General features: G+C 63.3%; 23 protein-coding genes. 13 read left to right on the top strand and 10 right to left on the bottom strand.

The window, feature by feature from the left end; all coding sequences use genetic code 11:
• Positions 1-33 precede the first annotated feature (33 nt).
• Positions 34-1,218, top strand: coding sequence for a pyridoxal phosphate-dependent aminotransferase (locus tag AC1D10_RS27825; protein ID WP_477277601.1), 1,185 nt, complete (start codon positions 34-36; stop codon positions 1,216-1,218).
• Positions 1,219-1,221: 3 nt separating this feature from the next.
• Here the strand turns inward: AC1D10_RS27825 and AC1D10_RS27830 are convergent, their stop codons facing one another.
• Genes AC1D10_RS27830 through AC1D10_RS27840 form a run of 3 tightly spaced genes read right to left on the bottom strand, consistent with a single transcriptional unit; the run spans position 1,222 to position 3,495 of the window.
• A complete protein-coding gene (locus tag AC1D10_RS27830) occupies positions 1,222-1,965 on the bottom strand; it encodes an MBL fold metallo-hydrolase (protein ID WP_477277603.1) in 744 nt (247 codons plus the stop codon).
• Positions 1,965-2,642: an amino acid ABC transporter permease gene (locus tag AC1D10_RS27835; RefSeq protein WP_477277605.1), complete on the bottom strand. Its 678-nt coding sequence runs from the start codon at positions 2,640-2,642 to the stop codon at positions 1,965-1,967. The genes AC1D10_RS27830 and AC1D10_RS27835 overlap by 1 nt, the downstream gene beginning before the upstream one ends.
• Positions 2,643-2,655: 13 nt before the next feature.
• Positions 2,656-3,495 (bottom strand): transporter substrate-binding domain-containing protein, encoded by an 840-nt coding sequence (locus AC1D10_RS27840; RefSeq protein WP_477277607.1) that lies wholly within the window; start codon positions 3,493-3,495, stop codon positions 2,656-2,658.
• 135 nt (positions 3,496-3,630) lie between these two features.
• On the opposite strand from AC1D10_RS27840, the gene AC1D10_RS27845 reads away from it, so the two are divergent.
• Together AC1D10_RS27845 and AC1D10_RS27850 are read left to right on the top strand one after the other, a co-directional pair.
• Positions 3,631-4,527 (top strand): LysR substrate-binding domain-containing protein, encoded by an 897-nt coding sequence (locus AC1D10_RS27845; RefSeq protein WP_477277609.1) that lies wholly within the window; start codon positions 3,631-3,633, stop codon positions 4,525-4,527.
• Between the two features lie 62 nt (positions 4,528-4,589).
• Positions 4,590-4,964, top strand: a complete 375-nt coding sequence (locus tag AC1D10_RS27850; RefSeq protein WP_477277611.1) for a YciI family protein — start codon at positions 4,590-4,592, stop codon at positions 4,962-4,964.
• Here the strand turns inward: AC1D10_RS27850 and AC1D10_RS27855 are convergent, their stop codons facing one another.
• The 4 genes from AC1D10_RS27855 to trhO all read right to left on the bottom strand — a co-directional run bounded on the left by AC1D10_RS27855 (position 4,965) and on the right by trhO (position 7,823).
• A complete protein-coding gene (locus AC1D10_RS27855) occupies positions 4,965-5,720 on the bottom strand; it encodes an SDR family oxidoreductase (RefSeq protein WP_379102648.1) in 756 nt (251 codons plus the stop codon).
• Between the two features lie 54 nt (positions 5,721-5,774).
• Positions 5,775-5,903 carry a hypothetical protein gene (locus tag AC1D10_RS27860; protein ID WP_477277613.1) on the bottom strand — a complete coding sequence of 43 codons (129 nt, stop codon included), beginning with the start codon at positions 5,901-5,903 and terminating at the stop codon, positions 5,775-5,777.
• A gap of 123 nt (positions 5,904-6,026) precedes the next feature.
• Complete coding sequence (locus AC1D10_RS27865) at positions 6,027-6,764, bottom strand: tellurite resistance TerB family protein (RefSeq protein WP_477277615.1); 738 nt, start codon at positions 6,762-6,764, stop codon at positions 6,027-6,029.
• A 129-nt stretch (positions 6,765-6,893) separates the two neighbouring features.
• Positions 6,894-7,823, bottom strand: a complete 930-nt coding sequence (trhO, locus tag AC1D10_RS27870) for an oxygen-dependent tRNA uridine(34) hydroxylase TrhO (protein ID WP_477277617.1) — start codon at positions 7,821-7,823, stop codon at positions 6,894-6,896.
• 289 nt (positions 7,824-8,112) lie between these two features.
• Here trhO and AC1D10_RS27875 point away from each other — a divergent pair, with 289 nt between their 5' ends.
• Positions 8,113-8,751, top strand: a complete 639-nt coding sequence (locus AC1D10_RS27875; RefSeq protein WP_477277619.1) for a 2-dehydro-3-deoxy-phosphogluconate aldolase — start codon at positions 8,113-8,115, stop codon at positions 8,749-8,751.
• A gap of 90 nt (positions 8,752-8,841) precedes the next feature.
• On the opposite strand, the gene AC1D10_RS27880 is transcribed toward AC1D10_RS27875, so the two are convergent.
• From AC1D10_RS27880 to AC1D10_RS27890, 3 genes are all read right to left on the bottom strand, one after another.
• Entirely contained in the window at positions 8,842-9,018 is a 177-nt protein-coding gene (locus tag AC1D10_RS27880) for a hypothetical protein (protein ID WP_477277621.1), read from the bottom strand.
• Positions 9,019-9,297: 279 nt separating this feature from the next.
• Positions 9,298-11,145, bottom strand: coding sequence for a peptidoglycan L,D-endopeptidase MepK (locus AC1D10_RS27885; RefSeq protein WP_477277623.1), 1,848 nt, complete (start codon positions 11,143-11,145; stop codon positions 9,298-9,300).
• 470 nt (positions 11,146-11,615) lie between these two features.
• A complete protein-coding gene (locus tag AC1D10_RS27890; protein ID WP_477277625.1) occupies positions 11,616-13,157 on the bottom strand; it encodes a sigma-54-dependent transcriptional regulator in 1,542 nt (513 codons plus the stop codon).
• Between the two features lie 175 nt (positions 13,158-13,332).
• Here AC1D10_RS27890 and AC1D10_RS27895 point away from each other — a divergent pair, with 175 nt between their 5' ends.
• From AC1D10_RS27895 to AC1D10_RS27935, 9 genes are all read left to right on the top strand, one after another.
• A complete protein-coding gene (locus tag AC1D10_RS27895) occupies positions 13,333-15,165 on the top strand; it encodes a M3 family oligoendopeptidase (protein ID WP_477278143.1) in 1,833 nt (610 codons plus the stop codon).
• 374 nt (positions 15,166-15,539) lie between these two features.
• Complete coding sequence (locus AC1D10_RS27900; protein ID WP_477277627.1) at positions 15,540-16,292, top strand: proton-conducting membrane transporter; 753 nt, start codon at positions 15,540-15,542, stop codon at positions 16,290-16,292.
• Positions 16,293-16,491: 199 nt separating this feature from the next.
• A complete protein-coding gene (locus AC1D10_RS27905; RefSeq protein ID WP_477277629.1) occupies positions 16,492-17,637 on the top strand; it encodes an aminodeoxychorismate synthase component I in 1,146 nt (381 codons plus the stop codon).
• Positions 17,586-18,248 (top strand): aminotransferase class IV family protein, encoded by a 663-nt coding sequence (locus AC1D10_RS27910; protein WP_477277631.1) that lies wholly within the window; start codon positions 17,586-17,588, stop codon positions 18,246-18,248. Before AC1D10_RS27905 ends, AC1D10_RS27910 begins: the two co-directional genes overlap by 52 nt.
• 12 nt (positions 18,249-18,260) lie before the next feature.
• Positions 18,261-18,548, top strand: a complete 288-nt coding sequence (locus tag AC1D10_RS27915) for a YciI family protein (RefSeq protein ID WP_477277633.1) — start codon at positions 18,261-18,263, stop codon at positions 18,546-18,548.
• The gene (locus tag AC1D10_RS27920; protein WP_477277635.1) at positions 18,545-19,483 is read left to right on the top strand and encodes a heme-dependent oxidative N-demethylase family protein; all 939 of its coding nucleotides are present in this window, start codon (positions 18,545-18,547) and stop codon (positions 19,481-19,483) included. The genes AC1D10_RS27915 and AC1D10_RS27920 overlap by 4 nt, the downstream gene beginning before the upstream one ends.
• A 129-nt stretch (positions 19,484-19,612) precedes the next feature.
• Complete coding sequence (locus tag AC1D10_RS27925; protein WP_477277637.1) at positions 19,613-21,058, top strand: homospermidine synthase; 1,446 nt, start codon at positions 19,613-19,615, stop codon at positions 21,056-21,058.
• An 85-nt stretch (positions 21,059-21,143) separates the two neighbouring features.
• Positions 21,144-21,521: an outer membrane lipoprotein Omp10 gene (omp10, locus tag AC1D10_RS27930; protein ID WP_477277639.1), complete on the top strand. Its 378-nt coding sequence runs from the start codon at positions 21,144-21,146 to the stop codon at positions 21,519-21,521.
• A 188-nt stretch (positions 21,522-21,709) separates the two neighbouring features.
• Positions 21,710-23,761 (top strand): 5'-nucleotidase C-terminal domain-containing protein, encoded by a 2,052-nt coding sequence (locus AC1D10_RS27935; RefSeq protein WP_477277641.1) that lies wholly within the window; start codon positions 21,710-21,712, stop codon positions 23,759-23,761.
• The last annotated feature ends 120 nt before the right edge of the window (positions 23,762-23,881 follow it).

The raw sequence follows: 23,881 nt of genomic DNA on the forward strand, positions 1-23,881 counted from the left end.
ACGCCAACAGCAAGAACCACACGGACGGGAAAAATGCTCCACACGATTTCGGCCTTCGACCGTCTCGGCGAGGAAAACGCCTTTGCCGTGCTGGCGCGGGCGACGGCGCTGGCAAGCCAAGGCCGCGACATCGTCAATCTCGGCATCGGCCAGCCCGACTTCAAGACGCCGCAACACATCGTCGAGGCGGCGATCAAGGCGCTGCGCGACGGCCACCATGGCTACACGCCGGCCAATGGCTTGCTGGCAACGCGCGAGGCGGTGGTGCGCCGCACGCTGACCACCACCGGCGTCGAGGTTTCGCCCGAAGCGGTGCTGATCCTGCCCGGCGGCAAGCCGACCATGTTCGCCGCGATCCTGATGTTCGGCGAGCCGGGCGCCGAGATCCTCTATCCAGACCCCGGCTTTCCCATCTACCGCTCGATGATCGAGTTCACCGGCGCCGCCCCGATCCCGGTGCCGATGCGCGAGGAGAACGGCTTTGCCTTCTCCGCCGAGGAGACGCTGTCGCTGATCACGTCGAAGACCAGGCTCCTGATCCTCAACTCGCCGGCCAACCCGACCGGCGGCGTCACGCCACGTGCCGAGATCGAGAAGCTGGTCAAGGGGCTGGAGAAGCACCCCGACGTCGCCATCCTCTCCGACGAGATCTACGACGTCATGACCTATGACGGCGAGACGCATTGCTCGCTGCTCGACTTTCCCGAGATCCGCGACCGGCTGATCGTGCTCAACGGCTGGTCGAAGACCTGGGCGATGACCGGCTGGCGCATGGGCTGGTCGATCTGGCCGAATGGCGACAAGGGCGCCCACCTCTACGACAAGGTGCGCAAGCTGGCGGTCAATTGTTGGTCCTGCGTCAACGCACCCAGCCAGTTCGCCGGCATCGCGGCAATAGACGGCCCGCAGGACGACGTCGACAAGATGATGCGCGCCTTCGATCGCCGCCGGAAGATCGTGGTCGAGGGGCTGAATGGCTTGCCCAACATTTCCTGCATCACGCCCAAGGGCGCGTTCTATGCCTTCCCCAACGTGTCGAACACCGGCTGGAAAGCGAAGAAGCTCGCGTCAGCCCTGCTTGACGAGGCCGGCGTGGCGCTGATCGGCGGTCCCGATTTCGGCATTCTCGGCGAAGGCTACATCAGGCTCTCCTACGCCAATTCCGAGGAGAACATCTTGCGGGCGCTGGAGCGGATCGGAACGTTCCTGGCGAAGTGAGGCTCAGCTCGCTCTGGGCTTCTCCAGATAGGCTCTTGCAATCGATCGCAGCTCGCGCCGGTCAATTGTTTCGCCATGCCCGCAATAGGCCTGGCTGAAATCTATCTGTAAGAGCCGCTCCATTGTCTTTCGGTAGACCGGCATGTCCGACCCAGGAAGGTCGTCGACCAGTCGCCCGCGATAGATCGCGTCGCCGGCCAGGAAGTCGCCGTTGCGTTCATCGAGCAGCCCGATCGACCCCGGCGAATGACCGGGCAGATGGATGACGCGAAACGACCTGTCGCCTGTCTCGATCAGGTCACCATCATCCAGAATCCGGGCCAGCGGCGCCGGGCTGATACGGAAACGCTGTAGCGACCATGCCTCATCCGGCGATCTGCCAACTGCTTCCGGCTGCGCACGAAAGAGATGAGCCAATGTGTGCTCATCCGCCATCTCTTCGAAGAAGGCTGCCTCCGCGCGATGGCCGGCCCTCGTCTCGAACTCCCTCAATGCACCGACATGATCGACATGGATATGCGTTGCAACGGCCATCACCGGCTTGCCTTGCGGCAGGTCCAGCACCGGCCGGAGCGGCACAAGTCCCATGCCGGCATCGATGACGAGATCGACATCGCGCCCGCGAACGTGAAAAATATTGCTCCTGAAATAGGGATGGACGTGCGGCTCCCATATCCGCGTGATGGCCTGCCCCAGGGTCTCGCGTGAAAACCAGTCGAAAGCCTCACCGGGCACGGTGGACGACATCAACGATGTCCCCGCGACAGCATGCGCTCGACCTTCATCTGGAAGGCGGTCAGAACCGAAACCATCGACATGTAGTAGATCAGCGCGGCGCCATACCATTCCAGGAAACGAAAGCTGGTGGCGATGGCGAACTGGGTAACGGTCATGAGCTCCTTCAGGGAGATGACGGTGGCCAGCGAGGTTGCCTTCAGCAGCGAAATGAACTCGTTGACCAGGGCCGGCAGCGCGACGCGAAGCGCCTGAGGCAAGACGATCAGGAAGAATATCTGGCCCCGGTGCAAGCCAAGGGCCGCCGCCCCCTCCGATTGCCCCTCGCCGATGGATGCGTAGGAGCTGCGAAGGATCTCGGTCAGGTAGGCGATCTGGATCAGCGTCAGGGCGAGAAACGCCGCGATGAACGGCGTGAACCAGCTCGATCGGAAGACCGCCGAGATCTGCGGCAGCCCGTTCCAGATGAACAGCAGCACAAGCAGTGCCGGCGCACCGCGAAAGAGCCAGACAAACGCGGCGATCAACAGGCGGATCCAGCGCCGCTTCGACGTGGCCAGCGCCGCCGTTGCCAGGGATACCGCCAGGGCGACGGCCATGACGAGAACCGAAAGGACCAAGGTCAGCAAAGCGCCCTTGGCGAGGGGCCAGCCGAACAGCGCCGACAGGAAGAGCTTGTAGTCGAACACGGCAGCGCTTCCCTCAATTGGTCGTATGCTTGACGTCGGTGGCGGTCGCGGGGAGGTTCCATTTTTTCAGCAGCGTCGCCATCTCGCCGCTCGCCTGCAGCGCCTCGATCGCCTTGACCAGCCGCTGGCGCTCGTCACCGCTTTTTCTCAGGTAGAGCCCGTAGGTTTCACCGTCCCCATAGCTGTATGGAATTTGCAGCTGGCCCGGCATCTGCTGGATACGAAACGCGGCAGTCGTATCCTGCGTGATCGTTGCTGCAGCGCGGCCGATCAGGATCTGCTGGATGACGGCGGAAGCGGACGGATAGGTCTGTATTTCGGCTGGCGCCTTGCCGGCCTTGGTTAGTTCGGCGTTCAGGTCGGCAGCCATCTTCTCGTAGTTGGTGCCGGCCTCGATCGCCAGCACCTTGCCGCTCAGATCCTCCGGTGTCTTGGTTGCTTCGTCGGCGACAGCCGTCACCATCACGACGTTGGAAACGAAGTAGGGAACCGCATCGTAGGCCTTGAGCCGCTCGGCGGTGACCAGAATGCCGGAAGCCACCAGATCGCAGCGCTCGGCGCCGAGCGACGGCAGCAATCCCTTGAAATCACCAACGACGTATTTCGTGGTGTCATTCCACTGCTTGGCGATCGCATCGACGACATCGACCTCGAAACCGACGAGCTTTTCGTCCCCGGGATTGGCGTAGTACTGCATCGGTGGAAAGTCGCCACCCGTGCAGACACTCAGCACACCGTCGCGCACGAGACTTGTGTCGGCAGCCTGCGCCGTCGGCGTCGTGGCGGAAAGCAAGGTGACGATCATCCCTCCCAGGGTCAGTCTGGCTGCGGCAGAAATCGGTGTGTGAAACATATCGCGGTCCCCATTTGTTTTGTCATGGCTGGCCCGGAACGGGCAGCGCGGGGGACGGTATGTTGCAAGTTTTCTGCAAACAAGCTAAATCTTTAAAGGAAAATTTGAGCAGTTTTTCTAAACTATTGGTGTCAAATGGCGCTTCCGTCCCTTCATTCGCTTCGTGCCTTCGAAAGCGTATCGCGGCTGGGCAACATTGCGGCGGCTGCCGCCGAACTGCATGTGACGTCGGGCGCCATCAGCCAGCAATTGCGCGCGTTGCAACTGTCGCTCGGCCTCGACCTGTTCGAGAAGCGCGGTCGCCGCCTGGTGCTGACGGAGCGCGGGGCCGCGCTGCAGAAGAGCGTGGGCATTGCCATGCAGCAGATATCGGAATCGATCCGCGAAATATCGGCGGATGCCTACAGCACAGCCGCCAAGGCGACCCTCACCGTGTCGGTGCCTTCGGTTTTCGGCACGACGTGGCTGGCAGCGCGGATTTTTCGGTTTCTCGATGCGAACCCCGACATTCGCATGCGCATGCGCACGGCGGTGGATTTCGAAGAGGTGGACTGGCGGGACATCGATGTCGCCATCGTCTATGGCAAGCCACCCTGGGCCGGGTTCTGGTGGCGGATGCTGCACAGCATATACGCGTCACCAGTATGCAGCCCGCAATTGCTGCGCGGTCCGAACGGTATTCGCGAGCCGCGCGACGTCCTGCGTCACCGCCTGCTCCATGAAGACGATGGCGACCAGTGGAGACGTTGGCTAACGGAGGCGCGTGTGCCACATTCGGTGGAGTCCGATATCTATTTCGATAATTTCGCCATGGTGCTTCAGGCTGCGCGTGACGGTCATGGTGTGGCGCTCACAAACGATATCATTTCCTTCAGGGACCTCGATGAGGGTCGGCTCGTTCAGCCCTTGATGCTCGGCGTCGCGTCCAGCCGAAGCTATTACTGCATTTGCCATGAGGAGGGTCTGGCAAATCCGGCTATCGGCCGGTTTGTCGACTGGTTGGTCGATCAGGCGTCGAGGCCCTCTAGCTGACGACGAAATAGCTGCGGTCGGACCAAGGTTCTGTTCAATTCCGGAGAAAAGGAGAACGCTCGATGTTCTATGCAATCCTCGCCTACCATGTGGAAGGAGCCATCACGGCGCTGACCCCGGAGCAGGACGCGGCCCTGATGGCCGACCTGCTCCGGATCAACGAAAGGCTCTACGCCGAAGGCAGCCTCGGGCCGTCGGCGCGGCTCGGTGAGACACAATCGGCCTGCACCTTGCGCGGGCCAGGCGACGGGACCGTCATTGACGGGCCGTTCGCCGAGACCAAGGAACAACTTCTTGGCCTCTACGTCGTCGACTGCGCGACGCGGGACGGTGCCATCGCCATCGCGCGCGATCTGCGCCGCGTCAATCCAACCGCGGTCTACGAGATCCGTCCGATCGCGCTCTTCCGTCCCGGCGTACCGTTGACGGGGAAATAACTAGCCACGCCCGACAAACGGCATCTTGGTGGCCATCACCGTCATGAACAGCACATTGGCGTCTAGCGGCAGGCTGGCCATATGGACGACGGCGTCCGCAACGCGCTGGACGTCCATCACCGCTTCGGCGGCGATCGAACCGTTGGCCTGCGGCACGCCGACCGTCATCGCCTGCGCCATGTCGGTCAGCGCGTTGCCGATGTCGATCTGGCCGCAAGCGATGTCATACGGCCTACCGTCAAGCGCCAGCGTTTTCGTCAGTCCGGTGATGGCATGCTTGGTCGCCGTGTAAGGCACCGAGCCCGGACGCGGCGCGTAGGCCGACACCGAACCATTGTTGATGATGCGGCCACCCATGGGCCGCTGCTTGCGCATGGCACCGAATGCGGCGCGGGCGCATAGGAACGAACCGGTGAGATTGACGCCGACGATATCGTTCCACACCTCGACCGGGATCTCGTCAATCGGCGTCGATTTGTAGCCCATGCCGGCATTGTTGAAGAGCAGGTCGACCCGGCCGAAAGCCTCGGCCACCGTCTCGAACAGATCATCGACCTCGCCGGCCTTGCTGATGTCGCAGGCAACCGCCAGTGCCTTGGCATCCGTGGGACCGGCCTCGGCGATCGCGGCATCCAGCACGGGTTTGCGGCGTCCGCAGAACACCGTGTTCCAGCCGGCCTTGAGCAGCGCCGTGGCGACGCTCTTGCCGATGCCCGTGCCGGCGCCGGTGACGATGGCGGTTCTTTGCTCGGTCATAACTGTTGTCCTCCGGCAGCGCTGCGCGTGCTCGACTGATTTTGGGGATTTGGCTCAAGAAGGGAAGGCATCGCAAATGACGGCTGCGATGGCAAGCGAGACCACCAGAGCTTGGTCCGAAAGTGGAATCCGATTTTCGGAAAAGCTCAAGAACTGATAGGTCTCGACAAAAAGGGCGGTCATTGGCGACCGCCCTGATCTGAACCGGGCTTGGGAGGAGGAAAAGCCGGTCCGACTGTATAGAATCATGCGCTTCCTGAGTTAACGGACGGTTAACCCCGCAAAGGGCGCCTGTGCCGATTTGGGTTACCAGCGCGGATTGGGCGAGGTCCCCGCCTTGGCCGGCACCTTCGCGGCCGAAACCGTCGCCTCGACATGATCGACCAGCGCATCCGGCAGGCCAAGCCGGCCGGCAAGCAGGTCGAGATAGCCGCGTTCGGCGCGGGTGTCGGGATCGATGGTGAGGCGCGACGCGGTGTACAGTTCGAGCTTCTGCGCATCGGTCTTGGCGCCAGCCACCAGCGTGTCGAGATTGAGCGGGCTCTCCAGCTCCGCCATCAGGAATTTTTCGGCGTCGGGACCAATCCCGGCAAGGCTCAGCTTGCCGGCGATCTTCTGGCGTTCGTCATCATCGATGTGGCCGTCGGCCTTCGCCGCCGAGATCATCGCCTGAACCAGGGTCAGCGTGAATTCGTCCTCGCCTTGCGGCGCCTGCGACGGGTGGAAGGCGGTATCTTTGGGCGGCGGCAGCAATTCCTGTTCGCCGGCCGCGGGCGCTTCCGCGGGTGCGTTGCCGGCCTTGTAGTTCTGGTAGGCCTTGTAGGCGAGACCGCCGATCGCGGCCAGTCCGCCAAGCTTCACCGCGGCGCCTGTCACCTCGCGGCCGGCACCCGTTCCAAGCAGCACGGCAGCCAGCGCGCCAGCCGCCAGCGGATTGTCCTTGGCGATCTGCACGGCCTGGCCAGCCTTGTCGCGGACGGTGCCGCTGGTGCCAGGGATTTGCGAGCCGAGCAGATCGTCGAGAAGCTTCTTGGGATCGAACATTCAGTGCCTCCAGGATTTGCCCGGCCGAACGGGCAGGTTTCCAACGCCGAAGAGGTAGGTCCCACAGCTTGACATTACAATGACGGATCCTTGGGACACATCCGCGGCGGCGAGCGGTCGATGCCGGGATCAGGAGCCGATATGCCGGCCCCTGCCCCGCACTTGCGCGAGTTCAACCTGACGCTGGCGCTCGGCATATCGCTGACGGTCGTCATCGGAACGGGCATCGAAACAATGCGGGCAAGATACGCCGGCGGCAAACTTCGGTGACGTCAATTCGCTCGGCGTCAGCGGATGGCGGCAGGCGCGGCAGAGTTCGGCTTCGCCCTCGGCGAGACCGTGCGACACCGAAACCCGCTCATCGAAGACGAAGCACTCGCCTTGCCACAGGCTCTGTTCCGCCGGAACTTCCTCCAGGTATTTGAGGATGCCACCCTTGAGGTGGAAGACATCCCTGAAACCGAGGGACTTGACGTAGGCGGTCGCCTTTTCGCAGCGTATGCCGCCGGTACAGAACATCGCCACCTTGCGGCCCGCGAGCTCTTCCCGGTGCGCGAGCACCCAGGCCGGAAACTCGCGAAAACTTGCGGTGGCTGGGTCGACCGCGCCCTTGAAGGTGCCGATCGACACCTCATAGGCGTTGCGCGTGTCGATGACGATCGTGTCAGGCTCCGAAATCAGCGCGTTCCAGTCGGCTGGCGCGACATAGGTGCCGGCACTCTTCGCCGGGTCGATATCCCCGACGCCCATGGTGACAATCTCGCGCTTCAATCGCACCTTCATGCGGTGGAACGGCATGTCTGCTGCACTGCTGTATTTGATCTCGAGGCCGGCGAGCCCTTCGATGGCTTGGAGATAATCGATCAGTTCGGCGATCGCCGTCTCGCTGCCGGCGACGGTGCCGTTGATCCCCTCATGCGCCAGAAGCAAGGTGCCCTTGATGCCACGCCCGCAACAGAAAGCAGCGAGCGGTGCGCGCAGTTCGTCGAAGGCGTCGAGCCGGGCAAACCGGTAGAGCGCTGCGACGCGGATGGGGTCTGTTGGCGTGGACAATGTCATTGCCAAAGCACCTAGAGCAATTCCAGGAAAAGTGTGAATCGGCTTTCCGTCCGGAATTGCGTCAAGACAAAGTTAGAGCGGTTCGCCGTTTCCGTGAAACGTGAGCTGCTCTAGACGCTCGCCGCAGCCGATTCAAGGCGCAGCCGGTTCATCGGCCCGTCATCGTGTTTGATGGCAATGGCCGGCATGACCGCCCCACGGCGCGTGACATCGCGACACGCTTCGTTTCATGGACAGAGAAACACCCGTCTGCTAATCGGTTGAATTGTCCCACGATACGGAGAGACAGATGCCCAGCAAGACCGAGAAACTCCTGTCGCTCCTCAACGGCCAGCCGGTCATCCCGGTGCTGAAGATCGCCAATGTCGCCGACGCCGTGCCGCTGGCCCGTGCTCTGGCGCGTGGCGGCCTGCCGGCGATCGAGATCACGCTCAGAACCGCCGATGCGCTGGAAGCGATCCGGCGGGTGGCGGCTGAAGTCGAGGAAGCCATCGTCGGCGCCGGCACCATTCTCGATGCGCATCAGTTCGAAGAGGCCGCGGCCGCGGGCTCGCGATTCATCGTCAGCCCCGGCATCACGCGCGAACTTCTGGCGGCAGCCGCCGGCAGCAATGTTCCGCTTCTGCCCGGCGCCATCACGCCTGGCGAGATCATGGCCGCACGGGAAGCCGGCTTGCGCTTCCTGAAATTCTTCCCGGCCGAGCAGTCGGGCGGCATCGCTTCGCTGAAGGCCTTCGCCTCGCCGCTCGCCGATGTGAAATTCTGCCCGACCGGCGGCATCACCGGCAAGAACGCGGCCGATTATCTCAGCCTGCCAAACGTCGTCTGCGTCGGCGGCTCCTGGGTGGCGCCGGACGACCTGGTCAAGGCCGGCAAATGGGATGAGATCGAGGCTCTCGCACGCGCGGCGAGCAAGCTCGGTCGATAACGCATCCACTGCTTCGGGCTTACGGCGAGGCTATGGAAAGACCCGGCCGGCTTTCGCCAACCGGGTCAAGATTTTCCTGCATGAACAGGATCAGTTGCAGACCCTGACCTTTTCCACAACCTTGCGGTGGTGAGCCCAATGCGTGACCACCTTGGTCCTGCAGTGATGCTTGCCAGCCTTGATGATCACGGTTTCGGCTTGTGATGGAGCGATAGTGGCCGATGCCGCCGCCAGCGCCAGAACTGATGCCAGTAGAATTGTCTTCATGAATATCCCCAAGGGTTGGAACGCACTCATACTAACCCCGAAACGGGCAGGCTGTTCCGGGTTCACGAGAAGTTCAGCCGCCCGTGATCCCGAGGTGGAGACCCGGTCTCAGCTGATGATTGTCGGCTCGTTGCCGGTCGTCAGTTCGAACCACGTTTCACACCTTCAAGCCCGACCCGATGGCCATCCGGCAATCGCTTCAATGCACCGCATGGGACTATTGAACAGCAAAAAAGCCGCGCAGGTTGCCCGGCGCGGCCTTGTCGTCTGGCTGGTCCGTTACTTGGTCTGGAAGCGGGCGACCGACAGGAACTTAACGGCGTTGCCGGTGAAGCGGTTGGCATCGGCCATCTGGTCGCCCGACTGGAAGCCGGCCGTATAGACCTCGCTCGGCGGCGTATGCACGATGCTGTAGGCGTAGCCCGGCGCTGTCGTGGCGCTTGAAACAGTGGCGACATTCTCGCCGCTGGTCAGCGCCCAGCGGGCGGCCTGCGGTGCGGCGGCAACCACCATGGCCTTGGGGCCGGGCTTCAGGTCGCGGGCGGTGGCCCTCGATTCCTTGCGGGTCGTCTTCACGCCGGCGCCGATCGCGGCGGCCGGGTCGGAGCCGGCCGGCCGGGCAACGACTGCCTGGCGAGGCGATGCGGCATCGGCGCCCGACGGATCGTTGAAGGCCGAACGCGGCTCGGACGCGGGCACGGAAGCGACCTGGTACGCATCGGCGGCGCCGACCTGGGCGTTGGCCTCGTCGAGCACGGCCTTGACCGCATCCGGCCTGGCCATCTCGGGCCGTGCCGTCGGCAGCACCGAGAACGCATCGGTCGCGGTACTGCCGCGCTCAGCCGTATCCGCCAGCGCCATCAGCACATCCTTGCTGGGCGGCGGAGCCAAAGCGGCCGGCAGCGAATTGTCGGGACGCCATGTCGGCAGCGGTACGTTGTTGACCGCGACCTGGGCCGCATCCTGGACCTGGGCCGCATCCGGGGCGGCCGACGGATCGGCCATGCCGAACGGCACGTTCACCGGTGCATGCGCGGTCGCCACGGCCTGTTCGGTGGTGGCTGTCGCATCGGCCATGGCAAAAGGAACGTTCTCGGGCTGCTGGGCGCCGACATCGGCCTTCGGCCGGGGTGCGAAATCAGGCAGTGGAATGCTGCGGGCAGGCAGCGCCGCGATGATCGTCTCCGGCGTGTCCTTTTCCGGCTCCGGAGCCTGCTCCTCGGCAACTTGCGGAATCTCGGCGCGCTGCGCATTCTCCGGCGCCACGATGGCGATGCCCGGGAGGTTGCTGGTCTTGGCTGCCGCGGCAGGCTTCAGGTTTCTAGCCTTGGGCGGAGGTGCAGCCGAAGCGGTCTCGACATCGGCGCTGTCGTCGGCCTCGTCGTCGCCGCCGCCAAAGAAAGCCGACAGGAACCCACCTGATTTCTTGCTGCTGCCGCCGGCACTGGCCAGTTCGATGGCCGGCGCGCCTGAACCCTTGCGCGCCTTGTAGGAGGCGAGCGCCTGCTCAAAGCCGGGCAGCGGCCTGCCGTCGCTCGGCACATGCAGCGTCTTGCCGTTGGGGAACAGGCTGACCAGTTCCTGGCGGCTGATGCCGGGCCAATGGCGCACATTGCCGACATCCATATGGACGAACGGCGAACCGGATGACGGATAGTAGCCGACGCCGCCGCCCTGCATCTTGAGACCGATGTTGCGCAACTTCTTCAGCGGCACGCCGGGAATGTAGAAGTCCATCGCCTTGCCGAGCATGTGCTGGCTCTTCTCGGCCACGCCCCTGCTGCGGCTGCGCAGCATCGAGTTCGTCGACGGCGAGCGATAGCCGCAGACAACCTGGATGTAATCCGTGGCACCGCTTTCCCGATACGCTTCCCAGACCAGATCCAGCAGGCGCGGATCCATCTTGGTCGGCTCGTTGCGGCGCCAGTCGCGCAGAATGATGTTGATCTTCCTCAGACCCTCCGGAACGTAGCGGCCATTGCGCTTGTAGACGATCTCGGCCTTCTCGTGGGTGTGGAGGTGATAAAGCTTGAGCGAACGTGTTTCGGCGCTGGCGCCGGTTGCGGCCGCGGCAACAAAACCAAAAGCGACAATCAACGCTGCCAGCCATTTCGGCCAGACGCTCACGTGATGGTGCCGCCCGTTTGTGTGTCGTTCGATTCTGTTCAAATCAAAAGGCCCTGCAGGCTGCCGTTTGTCCCCGGATTTGCCCAAACGGATGTGTCGTTATCACATCCGAATATCGATCCTAATGGTTAATCATCGCTTATTGAAGCCGAAATGCGGTAACACCGTGGCGATATCCCGTCAAAAATCGTTCACAGGCTTTCTTGGTAAACCGCTGGTTTAGATCATGTTTCCGCCTTTGGCCGAAACACGATCTGTTACCGTTAGCCTTAATGCGTGAACAGGCCTGTCCATAGCCCCGCCACATTCCCGCCGAAACCCGATACAGAGAGCATACTGGCATTGCAAGCTGGCTCCGGCCTTGCGTCCGAAGCATGGATCCCGAACCGAAGGCCGCCAAAGCAATGGTGGAAAGTGGTTTCCGGAAGGGATTATGCGCTCCAAGCGGTGTTGAGAATCAGGTCAACACGCTACGAGGCGAGCCGGTCGACACGGCCGGTCTCCGGGTCGATGCCATACTCCTTGAGCTTGCGGTACAACGTCGAGCGGCCGATGCCGAGGCGGCGGGCGACTTCACTCATCTGGCCGTTGTAGTGATCGATGGCGAGCTTGATCATCTCGAGTTCGACATCGGCCAGCGCACGCACATTGCCGCGTTCGTCGAGCGCCCGCAACGTGCCGAAGCGAGGCTGCAGCCTGGCCGGCGGATCGGGCTCGGTCGCCAGGGCACCCTCGCCGGGCAGCGCTTCCTCGTCGCCCGGCTGGACGTCCAGGGGAAACGGCTCAGACCGCGAAGCGTCATCGACGTCGAGATTGACTGTCCCTTCCACCTGCGCCCGGATCTGCGGGAAGTCCTCCGTGGTCAGCACATCGCCTTCGCAAAGCACCGAGGCCCGGAAGACGGCATTTTCGAGCTGCCGGATGTTTCCCGGCCAGTCATAGGCCTGCAGCACGGCGAGCGCTGCGGCCGAAATGCCCTGCAGGCGACGGCGCGGGTCGGCCGGCGCCACCTTGTCCATGAAATGTGTGACCAGATAGGGGATGTCGTCGCGGCGGTCGCGCAGCGGCGGCACGAAGATCGGGTAGACGTTCAGCCGATAGAACAGATCCTCGCGGAACTTGCCGTCCTTGACCTGCTGCAGGAGGTTGCGGTGCGTCGCCGAAATCAGTCTGATATCGACCCTGACGGTCGAGCGTCCGCCGACCGGGTCGACCTCGCCGTCCTGGACGGCGCGCAGCAGCTTGACCTGCACGTCGAGCGGCAGGTCGCCGATTTCGTCGAGAAACAGCGTTCCCGAATGCGCCTCGACGAACTTGCCGGTGTGCTTGTCGGTGGCGCCGGTGAACGAACCCTTCTCGTGGCCGAACAGGATCGATTCGACCAGATTGTCGGGAATGGCACCGCAATTGACGGTGACGAAGGGCTTCGAGCGTCGGTCGCCACTGCCCTGGATGGCGCGCGCCACCAGTTCCTTGCCGACGCCGGACTCGCCCTCGATCAGGATCGGGATGTTGGACGCCGCCGCCTTCTGGCCGAGGCGGATCACCTTGTCCATGGCCGGGCTGTGCGTGATCATGTCCTTGAAGGTCAGAAGCCCGCCGCGCCGGCGCGACGTCCGCTTGACCTCGCCCTCGACGGCCTCGACCTTGAGCGCATTGCCGATCGACGCCTGCAGCCTGTCGGGCGAGGCCGGCTTGACGACGAAATCGAAGGCGCCGTGGCGCATCGCCGAGACCACGGTCTCGATGCCGCCCTGGGCGGTCTGCACGATTGTCGGGACATTTATGTCGCGCTCGCGCATCGCCTTCAGCACGCCGATGCCGTCGAGACCGGGCATGACCAGATCGAGGATGACCACCGAAACCTCGCGGGCGCTTGGCCCGTCGAGGACATCGAGAGCGGCCGCGCCGCCGTCGACGACGACGGCGTTGTAGCCGAACCGCGTCACCGCCGCCTCGAGCAGCCGGCGCTGCACGGGATCGTCATCGACTATGAGTATGGAACCTGTCATGACTGATACGACTGCCCGCCCGAGGAAATCTGCCCTGTGGACCATCTTGGCACAGGGTTCTAAATAAGGTTTCAAAAAACCCGGTGAATGAATTCCTTAGCATTTGACCGGCTTCTCGTTTCCCCTTGAACCTTGGCCACGGAAGGTATCGGCGATGCACATGGTTTCTGGCCACATGGTTTCTGCTCGGCCGCAGGCGGGGCCGGCGTCCGGTCAGGGCGCGGCCGAGCTTGGCGACCTGCCGGAGTGGAACCTGGCCGATCTCTATGCCGGCATGGATGCGCCGGAACTGAAGCGCGACATCGCCAAGGCCGCCACCGACGCGATCAGCTTCGAGAGCCGCTGGAAGGGCACGCTGGCCGCCGAGGCCGAGCGCGGCAGCGCCGGCAGGCTGGGCGAGGCGCTTGTCGCCTACGAGGCACTCGAGGAGCTGATCGGCCGCATCGTCTCCTATGCGGGGCTGGTTTATGCCGGAAACACCGCCGATCCGCAGCGCGCCAAGCTCTATGGCGACATCCAGGAGAAGATGACCGACGCCAGCGCACACCTTCTGTTCTTCGCGCTCGAACTCAACCTGATCGACGACGGCGCGATCGAAGGCGCGCTTGCCACCGATCCCGCGTTCGGTCACTACCGGCCCTGGGTGCTCGATCTGCGCAAGGACAAGCCGTACCAGCTCGAGGACCGCGTCGAGCAGCTGTTCCATGAAAAATCGATCACCGGACGCGGCGCGTGGAACCGGTTGTTCGACGAGACGATGACCGACCTTCGCTTCGACATCGACGGCGAGGAGCTGACGCTGGAACCGGCGCTGAATCGTTTGCAGGATGCCGACGGCGAGGTTCGCCGGCGGGCGTCCGAGGCGCTGGCCGCGACCTTCCGCAAGAATTTGCGCACCTTCACGCTGATCACCAACACGCTGACCAAGGACAAGGAGATTTCCGACCGCTGGCGCGGCTTCGAGGACATCGCCGATTCACGCCATCTGGCCAACCGCGTCGAGCGCGGTGTGGTCGATGCCCTGGCGTCCGCCGTTCGCGACGCCTATCCGCGCCTGTCGCACCGCTATTATGCGATGAAGGCCCGCTGGCTGGGCATGGAGGTGATGAACCACTGGGACCGCAACGCGCCATTGCCGGATACGCCGCAGGCGATCATCGGCTGGGACGAGGCCAGGAACACCGTACTGTCAGCCTACCAGCGCTTTTCACCCGACATGGCGGAGATCGCGCGAACCTTCTTCGACCGCAACTGGATCGACGCGCCGGTGCGTCCGGGCAAGTCGCCCGGCGCCTTCGCGCATCCGACCGTGCCGTCGGCGCATCCCTATGTCCTGCTCAACTACATGGGCAAGCCACGCGATGTGATGACGCTGGCGCATGAGCTTGGCCACGGCGTGCATCAGGTGCTGGCCAGCGGCCAGGGCGCGCTGATGGCCTCGACGCCGCTGACACTGGCAGAGACTGCATCCGTCTTCGGCGAGATGCTGACCTTCCGCTCGCTGCTCGACCAGACCACCGACAGGCGCGAGCGCAAGGCCATGCTCGCCCAGAAGGTCGAGGACATGATCAACACGGTCGTGCGCCAGATCGCCTTCTATGAATTCGAGCGCAAAGTGCATGCGGAGCGCAAGAATGGCGAACTGACCTCCGACAGGCTCGGCCAGTTCTGGCTGGAAGTGCAGGCCGAAAGCCTCGGGCCGGCGATCAAGTTGCGCGAAGGCTACGAGGTGTTCTGGACCTACATTCCGCACTTCATCCATTCGCCGTTCTATGTCTACGCCTATGCTTTCGGCGACTGCCTGGTGAACTCGCTTTACGCGGTCTACCAGAACGCCGAGCGCGGCTTCCAGGACAAGTATTTCGAAATGCTCCGCGCCGGCGGCACCAAACATCATTCCGAACTCCTGGCACCCTTCGGCCTTGATGCCACCGACCCCACCTTCTGGCAGATCGGGCTTGGCGTCATAAGCGGCCTGATCGACGAGCTGGAAACACTCGACGCTTGAAACGCGCCTCCAGGTCTCATCTGTCCGCAGAACAGTCTAGCCGGAATGCATGTCGGAGACGGCTGTTTTTGGCCTAAATATTTGTTCTTGAAGTACTCTGCGCGGAAGTTTTCCGATAGCTTTCCACAAGCTCTATGATAGCCTTCCCTCCAAGCTCAGCCGGAGTGGATGCGGATCGGCGAGGGAAAGTCTCGGCCTACCGTGGCGCCTTGGCGAACGCGACAACGGCCGTTGGCCATGGGCAAGCAAAGCCGATCGCCGACAGCTCCATCGAAGCCGGCTGTTCTGCGCACCGCGGAACCACCATCGAGTAGTCCTTTCGCCGAAGGTCATGGACCCATGCCTCGGCAGACGGATCTGACTGGAGAGAGACAATGGGCACTTTTTTCTACATGCTCCTGGCGTTCCTGGTAGGCGTGTTGGTGGGCTGGTTCCTCTGGGGACGCCTGCGCGGCGAGCTCGACAGCTTGCGCGGCGACCTAGACCGCACACGCAGCGAGCGCGACAAGCTGCGCGCCGACAGCGACCGCCTGACCGGTGAACTCGATGCATGCGGCAAGACCCGTGCCGACCTCGAGCGCCGGCTGCGCGAAGCACAGACGTCCGCTGCCGGAACCGGTGCGGCAAAGCCGGCAGGCCTGGCGCCCGCGGCCCTGATGTCGACACCACCGACGGCCAAATCTGCCCCCGCAAAGCCTGCACCGGCCAAACCGGCGGCCGCGAAGACCGCCCCTGCCAAGGCCACCACAGCCAAATCGGCGGCACCAAAGCCGGCAGCAACGAAACCTGCAGCCAAAGCCACGGCTCCAGCCAAACCCGCAGCTGCAACCTCGGCAGCCAAGAGTTCGAAAGCAGCCAAACCAGCAGCGGCCAAGCCCGACAATTTGCGCCGGCTGATCGGCATTGGCCCGGTCAACGAGAAGCTGCTCAAGGCACAAGGCGTCACCAGCTTCGCCCAGATCGCCGCCTGGACAGCCGCCGATATCAAGCGGATCGAGGATGTCATGAACTTCGACGGCCGCATCGCCCGCGAACGCTGGATCGAGCAGGCCAAGCTGCTGGCCGCCGGTGACGAGGCGGAGTTCGCCAAGCAGTTTCCGACAGCGGGAACCGCCAGCAACACCTGAGCGGCGGAAGCAAGATGGTTATAAACGGCGGTGCCAAGGCGCCGCCGTTTGTTGTTTGCCCGCAACGTCGGCCCAGGTTGGCCCCAAGGTTGGCCAAGAGGTCGGCTTTGAGTGGCAGCGTGCCGTTCCCTCGATTGCGCGCGAGCGGCCCCCCATATAGAGCGGTCGACGGCTTCATTGACCGCAACATCAGAGTCCCATGTCCTTGCCCGCCGCAATTTTCCGCAACGACGAAAGCGCGCGCCAGCTCGTTTTCGACCGGCCGGCCGACATCATCGTGGCGCATGAGGCAAAAGATTTCCTGCCAGCGCTGGCGGCGGCGCAAGCCGCGCACGACGCCGGCAAATGGCTGGCCGGCTATTTCTCCTATGAGGCGGGCTATCTGCTCGAACCGAAGCTAGTTCCCTTGCTGCCGAAGGGGCGTCGTGCTCCGCTCCTGTGCCTTGGGGTTTTCGAAGCGCCGGTCGAAGAGGCGGTGCCGCCCCGCAATGCAGCGGCGACCAATGGCCCGATTTTCGACGCCCGCGCGACGTGGTCGCTCGAAGACTACGAGAAGCGGTTCTCGCGGCTGCACCAGCACATCAGGCAAGGCGATTGCTACCAGGGCAACCTGACCTTTCCGGTGCATGCGCAATGGTCGGGCGACCCGCTTGCCGCCTTCGATGCGCTGACCGAACGCCAGCCGGTGAAATATGGCGCACTGATCGCACTCGGCGATCCCATCGTGCTGTCGCGCTCGCCCGAACTGTTCTTCGAGATCGACACTGCCGGCATGATCGAGACGCATCCGATGAAGGGCACGGCGCCGCGCGGCGCCACCAAGGCCGAGGATGAGCGGCAGAAGATCTTCCTGCGCAACGACGAGAAGAACCAGGCCGAAAACCGGATGATCGTCGACCTGCTGCGCAACGATATCTCGCTGATCAGCGAGGTCGGCACGCTGGACGTGCCGGCGCTGTTCCGCATCGAGACCTATCCGACCGTCCACCAGATGGTGAGCGACGTCAGGGCAAAATTGCTGCCGGGTCTGGGCATCCGCCAGATCTTCGCGGCGCTGTTTCCGTGCGGCTCAATCACCGGCGCGCCAAAAATCCGTGCCATGGAAATCCTGCACGATCTGGAAGGCACGCCGCGCGACGCCTATTGTGGCGCCATCGGCTGGATCGCGCCCGGTGGCACGATGCGCTTTTCCGTGGCGATCCGCACCATCTCGCTCTTTTCCGGCGGCGAGGCCGTCTACAATGTCGGTGGCGGCGTCGTCTTCGATTCGACGGCGCAGGAGGAGTACCAGGAGTGTCTGCTGAAAGCGCGCTTCGCGACGGGAACACCGCCGATTTCCAGCTGATCGAGACCATGCGCTGGGAACCCGGCGCAGGCCTCCTGCGCTTCGATCGCCACCTTGCCCGCCTCTATGGCTCGGCGGCGGAGCTGGGCTTTGCCTGCGATCCGCAAAAGGTCGGCGAGGTGCTGGGCGATGCGGTCAGCGGATCCGGCATGGCGCTGCGCACGCGCCTTGCTTTGTCACGCGACGGCTCGGTGACCGCCTCGGCGCAGCCCTATGAACCGCTCGTCGCCGACAAGGTCTGGGTTCTGCAGCTGGCGCGGACGAGACTCGATTCGCACGACACGTTGCTGCACCACAAGACCAGCCGGCGACAGCTCTACACGCATGCCCGCGCCGAATATCTCATCACCCAGGCCGACGAGGTGTTGTTGGCCAATGAGCGTGGCGAGATCTGCGAAGGCACCATCACCAATGTCTTCGCCGATCTTGGCGACGGCGTGCTGTCGACGCCACGGCTCGACTGCGGCCTGCTGCCTGGCGTATTGCGCGCCGAGCTTCTGGATGAAGGCCGCGCCCGCGAAGCGATCTACAGCTACGCCGATCTGCAGTCGGCCAAGGCGCTCTTTGTCGGCAATTCGCTGCGCGGCTTGATTCCCGCAAGGCTGGTGTGATCGGAGAATGCCATGTTCGTCGTTTCGCTGAACTACAAGGTGCCGCTGACCGAGATCGACCGCTTGCAGGCGGCGCATGTCGAATGGCTGAAGGCCTGCTATGCCGACGGCATCTTCGTCGCTTCCGGGCCGAAGAAACCGAGAACCGGCGGCATCATCATCGCGCAATGTCCGCGCGAGGTGCTCGACGCCAGGCTGGCGCAAGATCCATTCGCCAGGGCAGGCGCCGCCGACTATGAAGTCACCGAATTCCTGGCGAGGATGACCGGCGCCGGCCTGGACACGTTCAGGGAAGCATGAGCTTGCTCCACGCCCTGCCCACCCATACGCCCTATGACGGCTCGTCAAAACTCTTCAGCATCGGGCTGAAGCCGCTCAGTCCGGCAGACTGGATTGAGCTCGACGGCCATTTGCTGCCATATCTCGCAGAGAAACGCCGGCTCTATACTGAAATCCCCGAGCGGGTTTTCGTTGAGGAGGACGGCACCCGGGAGGCCCAGCAGGAAGTCCTCGAATTGCTCGGCATGCATCTGCTGCAGAAGTTTCCCGGCACCTATCGACGCACCGGTTCAGGCCTCGAGGTCGTGGGCGCAGCGAACCATCCCGCACTCCCGTCCGGTCTCGCCGACGCCCCGCTTGTCGCGGCCTCGCTGCTCATCCAGGAAGACCTGATTCTGATGCGCCGCAATGACAGCGGCTGGCGGCTCGTTGCCGGCTCGCTGTGCTTTCCCTCATCCTGGCTGCTGGTCGAGAAATTCGGCCGGCCGCTGCAGGAGATCCACGCGCCGGTGCCGGGTTTCGGGCCGGGCACCCGCCCGGCCGAACTGATCAACCGCATGTTCGACGGTCTCCAGGGCCAGGCGGTCGAGCGCTACAACTGGTCGATCCAGTCTGACAACGCGCTCTACCATCCGCTCTCCGACCTGCAGCGCATCGACCGCGCCACCAGCCGCCCGTCACGGTTTTCGGATGGCGACGTCAGCGCCCATGCCTTCATCCGTGTCGAGCGGCAGACGCTGCGCAAACTGCCGGCCTCAGGCGATATCCTGTTCACTATCCGCATCCATCTCGACCCACTCGCCGTGCTGGCGCGGCACCCGGATCGGGCGAAGCTCGCAGTGTCTTTCGCCGCCCAGCTCGAAGCGCTCGATCTCTCCCAGCTCGACTACAAGGGCCTGACATCAGACCGCGACCGGCTGATCGCCGTCCTTAACCACATGGCCAATGACGCGTAGCCCCTGGTTGGCGCTTTTCGCTGGTTTGTGACAATGATCTGTGATGTAGCGCATGGCCGCCGGGCAAAAAATGCCCGGTTTTGCGCGTGTTTTCCCAGTTTCCTGGGTTTTGAAGGAGTGTCCGATAAAATGGCGAATGAAACCTGGCCCGTTTACGGTGAGATCACCGGCCCTGTCGTGATGATCGGCTTCGGCTCGATCGGCCGGGGAACGCTGCCGCTGATCGAACGCCATTTCAAATTCGACAAGTCGCGCATGACGGTCCTCGACCCGCGCGACACCGATCGCAAGCTGCTCGACGAGCGCGGCATCGCCTTCGTCCAGGAAGCGGTGACCGAGAAGAACTACAAGAAGCTGCTGTCGCCGCTTCTGACCAATGGCGGCGGGCAGGGCTTTTGCATCAACCTGTCGGTCGACACTGGTTCGGTGGACCTGATGCGGCTTTGCCGCAAGCTCGGCGTGCTCTACATCGACACCGTCGTCGAGCCATGGCTCGGCTTCTATTTCGATGCCAAGGCCGACAATGCCAGCCGCACAAATTATGCGCTGCGCGAAGCGATGATCAAGGAAAAGCACGACAGGCCCGGCGGCGCGACGGCGGTCTCCACCTGCGGTGCCAATCCCGGCATGGTCTCGTGGTTCGTCAAGCAGGCGCTGGTCAACCTCGCCACCGATCTTGGCCTTGAGTTTTCAGAGCCCACGCAGGACGACCGCGACGGCTGGGCCAAGCTGATGAGGAAGGCCGGCGTCAAGGGCATCCACATCGCCGAGCGCGACACCCAGCGCACCAAGAAACCCAAGCCGATGGATGTGTTCTGGAACACCTGGTCGGTCGAAGGCTTCATCTCAGAGGGCCTGCAGCCGGCCGAGCTCGGCTGGGGCACGCATGAGACGTGGATGCCGAAGAACGCCAGGAAGCACAAGCACGGCTCCAAGGCCGCCATCTATCTTGAGCAGCCCGGCGCCAACACGCGCGTGCGCTCATGGTGCCCGACGCCAGGGCCGCAATACGGCTTCCTGGTCACGCACAACGAGGCGATCTCGATCGCCGACTTCTTCACCGTGCGCTCCAGGAAGGGCAAGGTTCAATACCGCCCGACCTGCCACTATGCCTACCATCCCTGCAATGACGCGGTGCTGTCCCTGGACGAGATGTTCGGCGCTGCCGGCAAGCCTCAGCCGGTGCACCACGTGCTTGACGAGAACGAACTGGTCGACGGCGTCGACGAACTTGGCGTGCTGCTGTACGGCCACGACAAGAACGCCTATTGGTACGGCTCGCAGCTGTCGCTCGCCGAGGCGCGCAAGCTGGCGCCCTACCAGAACGCCACCGGCATGCAGGTCACCTCGGCGGTTCTCGCCGGCATGGTCTGGGCGCTGGAAAACCCGGAGGCCGGCATCGTCGAAGCCGACGAGATGGACTACAAGCGCTGTCTGGACGTGCAGTCGCAATATCTCGGACCGGTCAAGGGCTACTACACCGACTGGACGCCGCTCGACAACCGTCCCGGCCTGTTCCCGGAAGACCTCGACCGGAGCGACCCGTGGCAGTTCCGCAACATCCTCGTCCGATAGCGGCCTGCTCGGGATACTGCATTACCTTGCAATCGCCCGGAAATCGGGCGATTGAAGGGATGCGGACTGAGGAGAGGATTTTCAAATGAACATTGCGCGCAAGATTCTTTCGATGAGCTTTGCAGCTGCTGCTGTAGTGGGGCTTGCTGCTTGTGCGACCAGCGGCCCCGATGAACCGCCAATGGCGACTTCGCCGAAAGGCGTCGAAGGCTCCTGGATCGACGCCAAGGGCACCGGCCTTTCGACCTTCGCCAGCGGCACCTTCACGACCGTCGCGACCGACACCGGCCAGAAGCTTGCCGATGGCAGCTACACCATGACCGGCGCCACGTCGGTGCAGATCAACGGCACGTCGCTGATCCGCCAGACCGCGGTCAGCTTCAACTGCCTGATGGTGTCGACCAGCCAGCTCAACTGCACGAGCTCCAGCGGCCAGAACTTCGTGCTGACACGGCGCACCTGAACCAGCGGGCATTCACCTCCCTGAGGACGGCGGCCAATTGGCCGCCGTCTTTTTTATGCCGGCAAAAGTCCCCCGATTTCCGCTTGCGTCATCCGGAACGCGATGGGAACATAGCCAAAACGCCGACTGTTATGTTCCAGTCAAGCAAGAGCGTTAAACGCCTCTGATCAGCTTTCCGGGAGACGAAGATGAAGAAGCTTGCCGCCATTGCCGCCCTGTCCGCCTCAGCACTTGGCCTGTCGGCCGGCGCATCCTTTGCCGACTACACGTTGAACATCCTGCACATCAACGACTGGCACAGCCGCATCGAAGGCAACAACAAATATGAGTCGACCTGCTCCGCCGAGGAGGAGACCAAGGGCGAGTGCATAGGCGGCGCGGGTAGGCTGATCACCGCGATCGCTCAGGAACGCAAGAAGCTGGAAGGCCAGAACGTGCTGCTGCTCAGCGCCGGCGATAATTTCCAGGGATCGCTGTTCTACACGACCTACAAGGGCAAGGTCGAAGGCGAGTTCCTCAACGAAATGAAGTTCGACGCCATGGCGCTCGGCAACCATGAATTCGACGATGGTGAGACGGCGTTGGCGCCGTTCCTCGACATGATCAAGTTCCCGGTGCTTGGCGCCAATGTGAAGGCCAATGCGCAATCCAAGCTCGGCGACCGCGTCAAGCCATCGATCGTCGTCGAGGTCGGCGGCCAGAAGATCGGCATCATCGGCGCGGTGACCAATGACACGCCCGAACTCGCCTCCCCCGGCCCCAACATCACCATCGAGGACGACGTCAAGTCGATCACCGCGGAGGTCGAGAAGCTGAAGGGCGAAGGCGTCAACAAGATCATCGCCGTGACCCATATCGGCTACAGGCGCGAGCGCGACGTCATTGCAAAGATCCCGGGCATCGACATCGTCGTCGGCGGCCATAGCCATTCGCTGCTGTCGAACACCGACCCGAAGGCGGAAGGCCCCTATCCGACGATGGTCGACAATCCCGACGGCTATAAGGTGCCGGTGGTGCAGGCCGCGTCCTATTCGAAATATCTCGGCGAGTTCAAGGTGGTGTTCGACGACAATGGCGTCGTCAAATCGGCCAGCGGCGACCCGATCTATCTCGACAAGTCGATCACCCCCGACCCGGCAGTGCTCGCCCGCATCAAGGAGCTTGGCGCGCCGATCGAGGCTCTGAAGAACAAGGAAGTGGCCGAGACCACCGACGTCATCGACGGCAGCCGCGAGAGCTGCCGCACCCGCGAATGCGCGATGGGCAACCTCGTCTCCGACGCCATACTCGACCGCGTCAAGGGTCAGGGCGTCGAGATCGTCATCTCCAATGGCGGCGGCCTGCGTGCCTCGATCGACAAGGGCACTGTCACCATGGGTGAGGTGCTGACCGTGCTGCCGTTCCAGAACACGCTGGCGACCTTCCAGATTTCCGGCAAGGACCTGGTGGCCGGCCTCGAGAGCGGCCTCAGCCAGATCGAGGACGGCGCAGGTCGCTTCCCGCAGGTCGCCGGCCTGAAATATTCCTTCGACAAATCCGTCGCCCCCAACGCCGGCCGCGTCAAGTCGGTGGAAGTGATGGAAGGCGGCGCCTGGGCGCCGATCAATCCGGACAAGGACTACCTGGTTGCCACCAACAACTACGTCCGCCAGGGCGGCGACGGTTACAAGATCTTCGCCGACAAGGCCAAGAATGCCTATGACTACGGTCCGGGCCTCGAACAGGTGGTTGCCGACTATCTCGGCGCGCACCGGCCCTACACGCCGAAACTCGACGGCCGCATCACTGAGATCGCCGCGACCGTCGCGGCGGCGCCAGCCGCGCCGGCCGCTGAACCAGCCAAGCCTGCAGAAGCAGCACCGGCAACCCCGGCGCCCGCACCCGCGGAACCGGCAAAGCCCGCGGAGGCGGCGCCTATGCCCGAACTGCCCGCCAACTCGGGCGATATCGCCAACACACCACCTGCCATATCGACAGAGACAGCGCCCACGCCGCCCGCTGCACCTGCCGCGCCAGCGAAACCGGCCGAAGCAGCACCAGCTCCTGCCGAACCGACAAAGCCCGCCGAGGCCGCACCGGCCGAAAGCAGCCATGTCATCGTTGCCGGCGATACCTATTGGGATCTGGCAAAGAAGGCCTATGGCGACGCGACCAAGTGGAAACTGATCTATGAGGCAAACAAGGGTCAAAGGCCTCACCGCCTTGCGCTTGGCGCGACGCTCACCATCCCAGCGAAATAGCCTCGCTTCACCCCTTTCGACGACAGCACCCGCCCGGGAAACCGGGCGGGTTTTCTGCTTTCAGGCTAAGGTGCGGCCAGACGCTGCATTGAAAGCGCGCGCAAGATGGTTAGGTTCGCG

The organism is Mesorhizobium sp. P2_A8 (genome assembly GCF_056404935.1).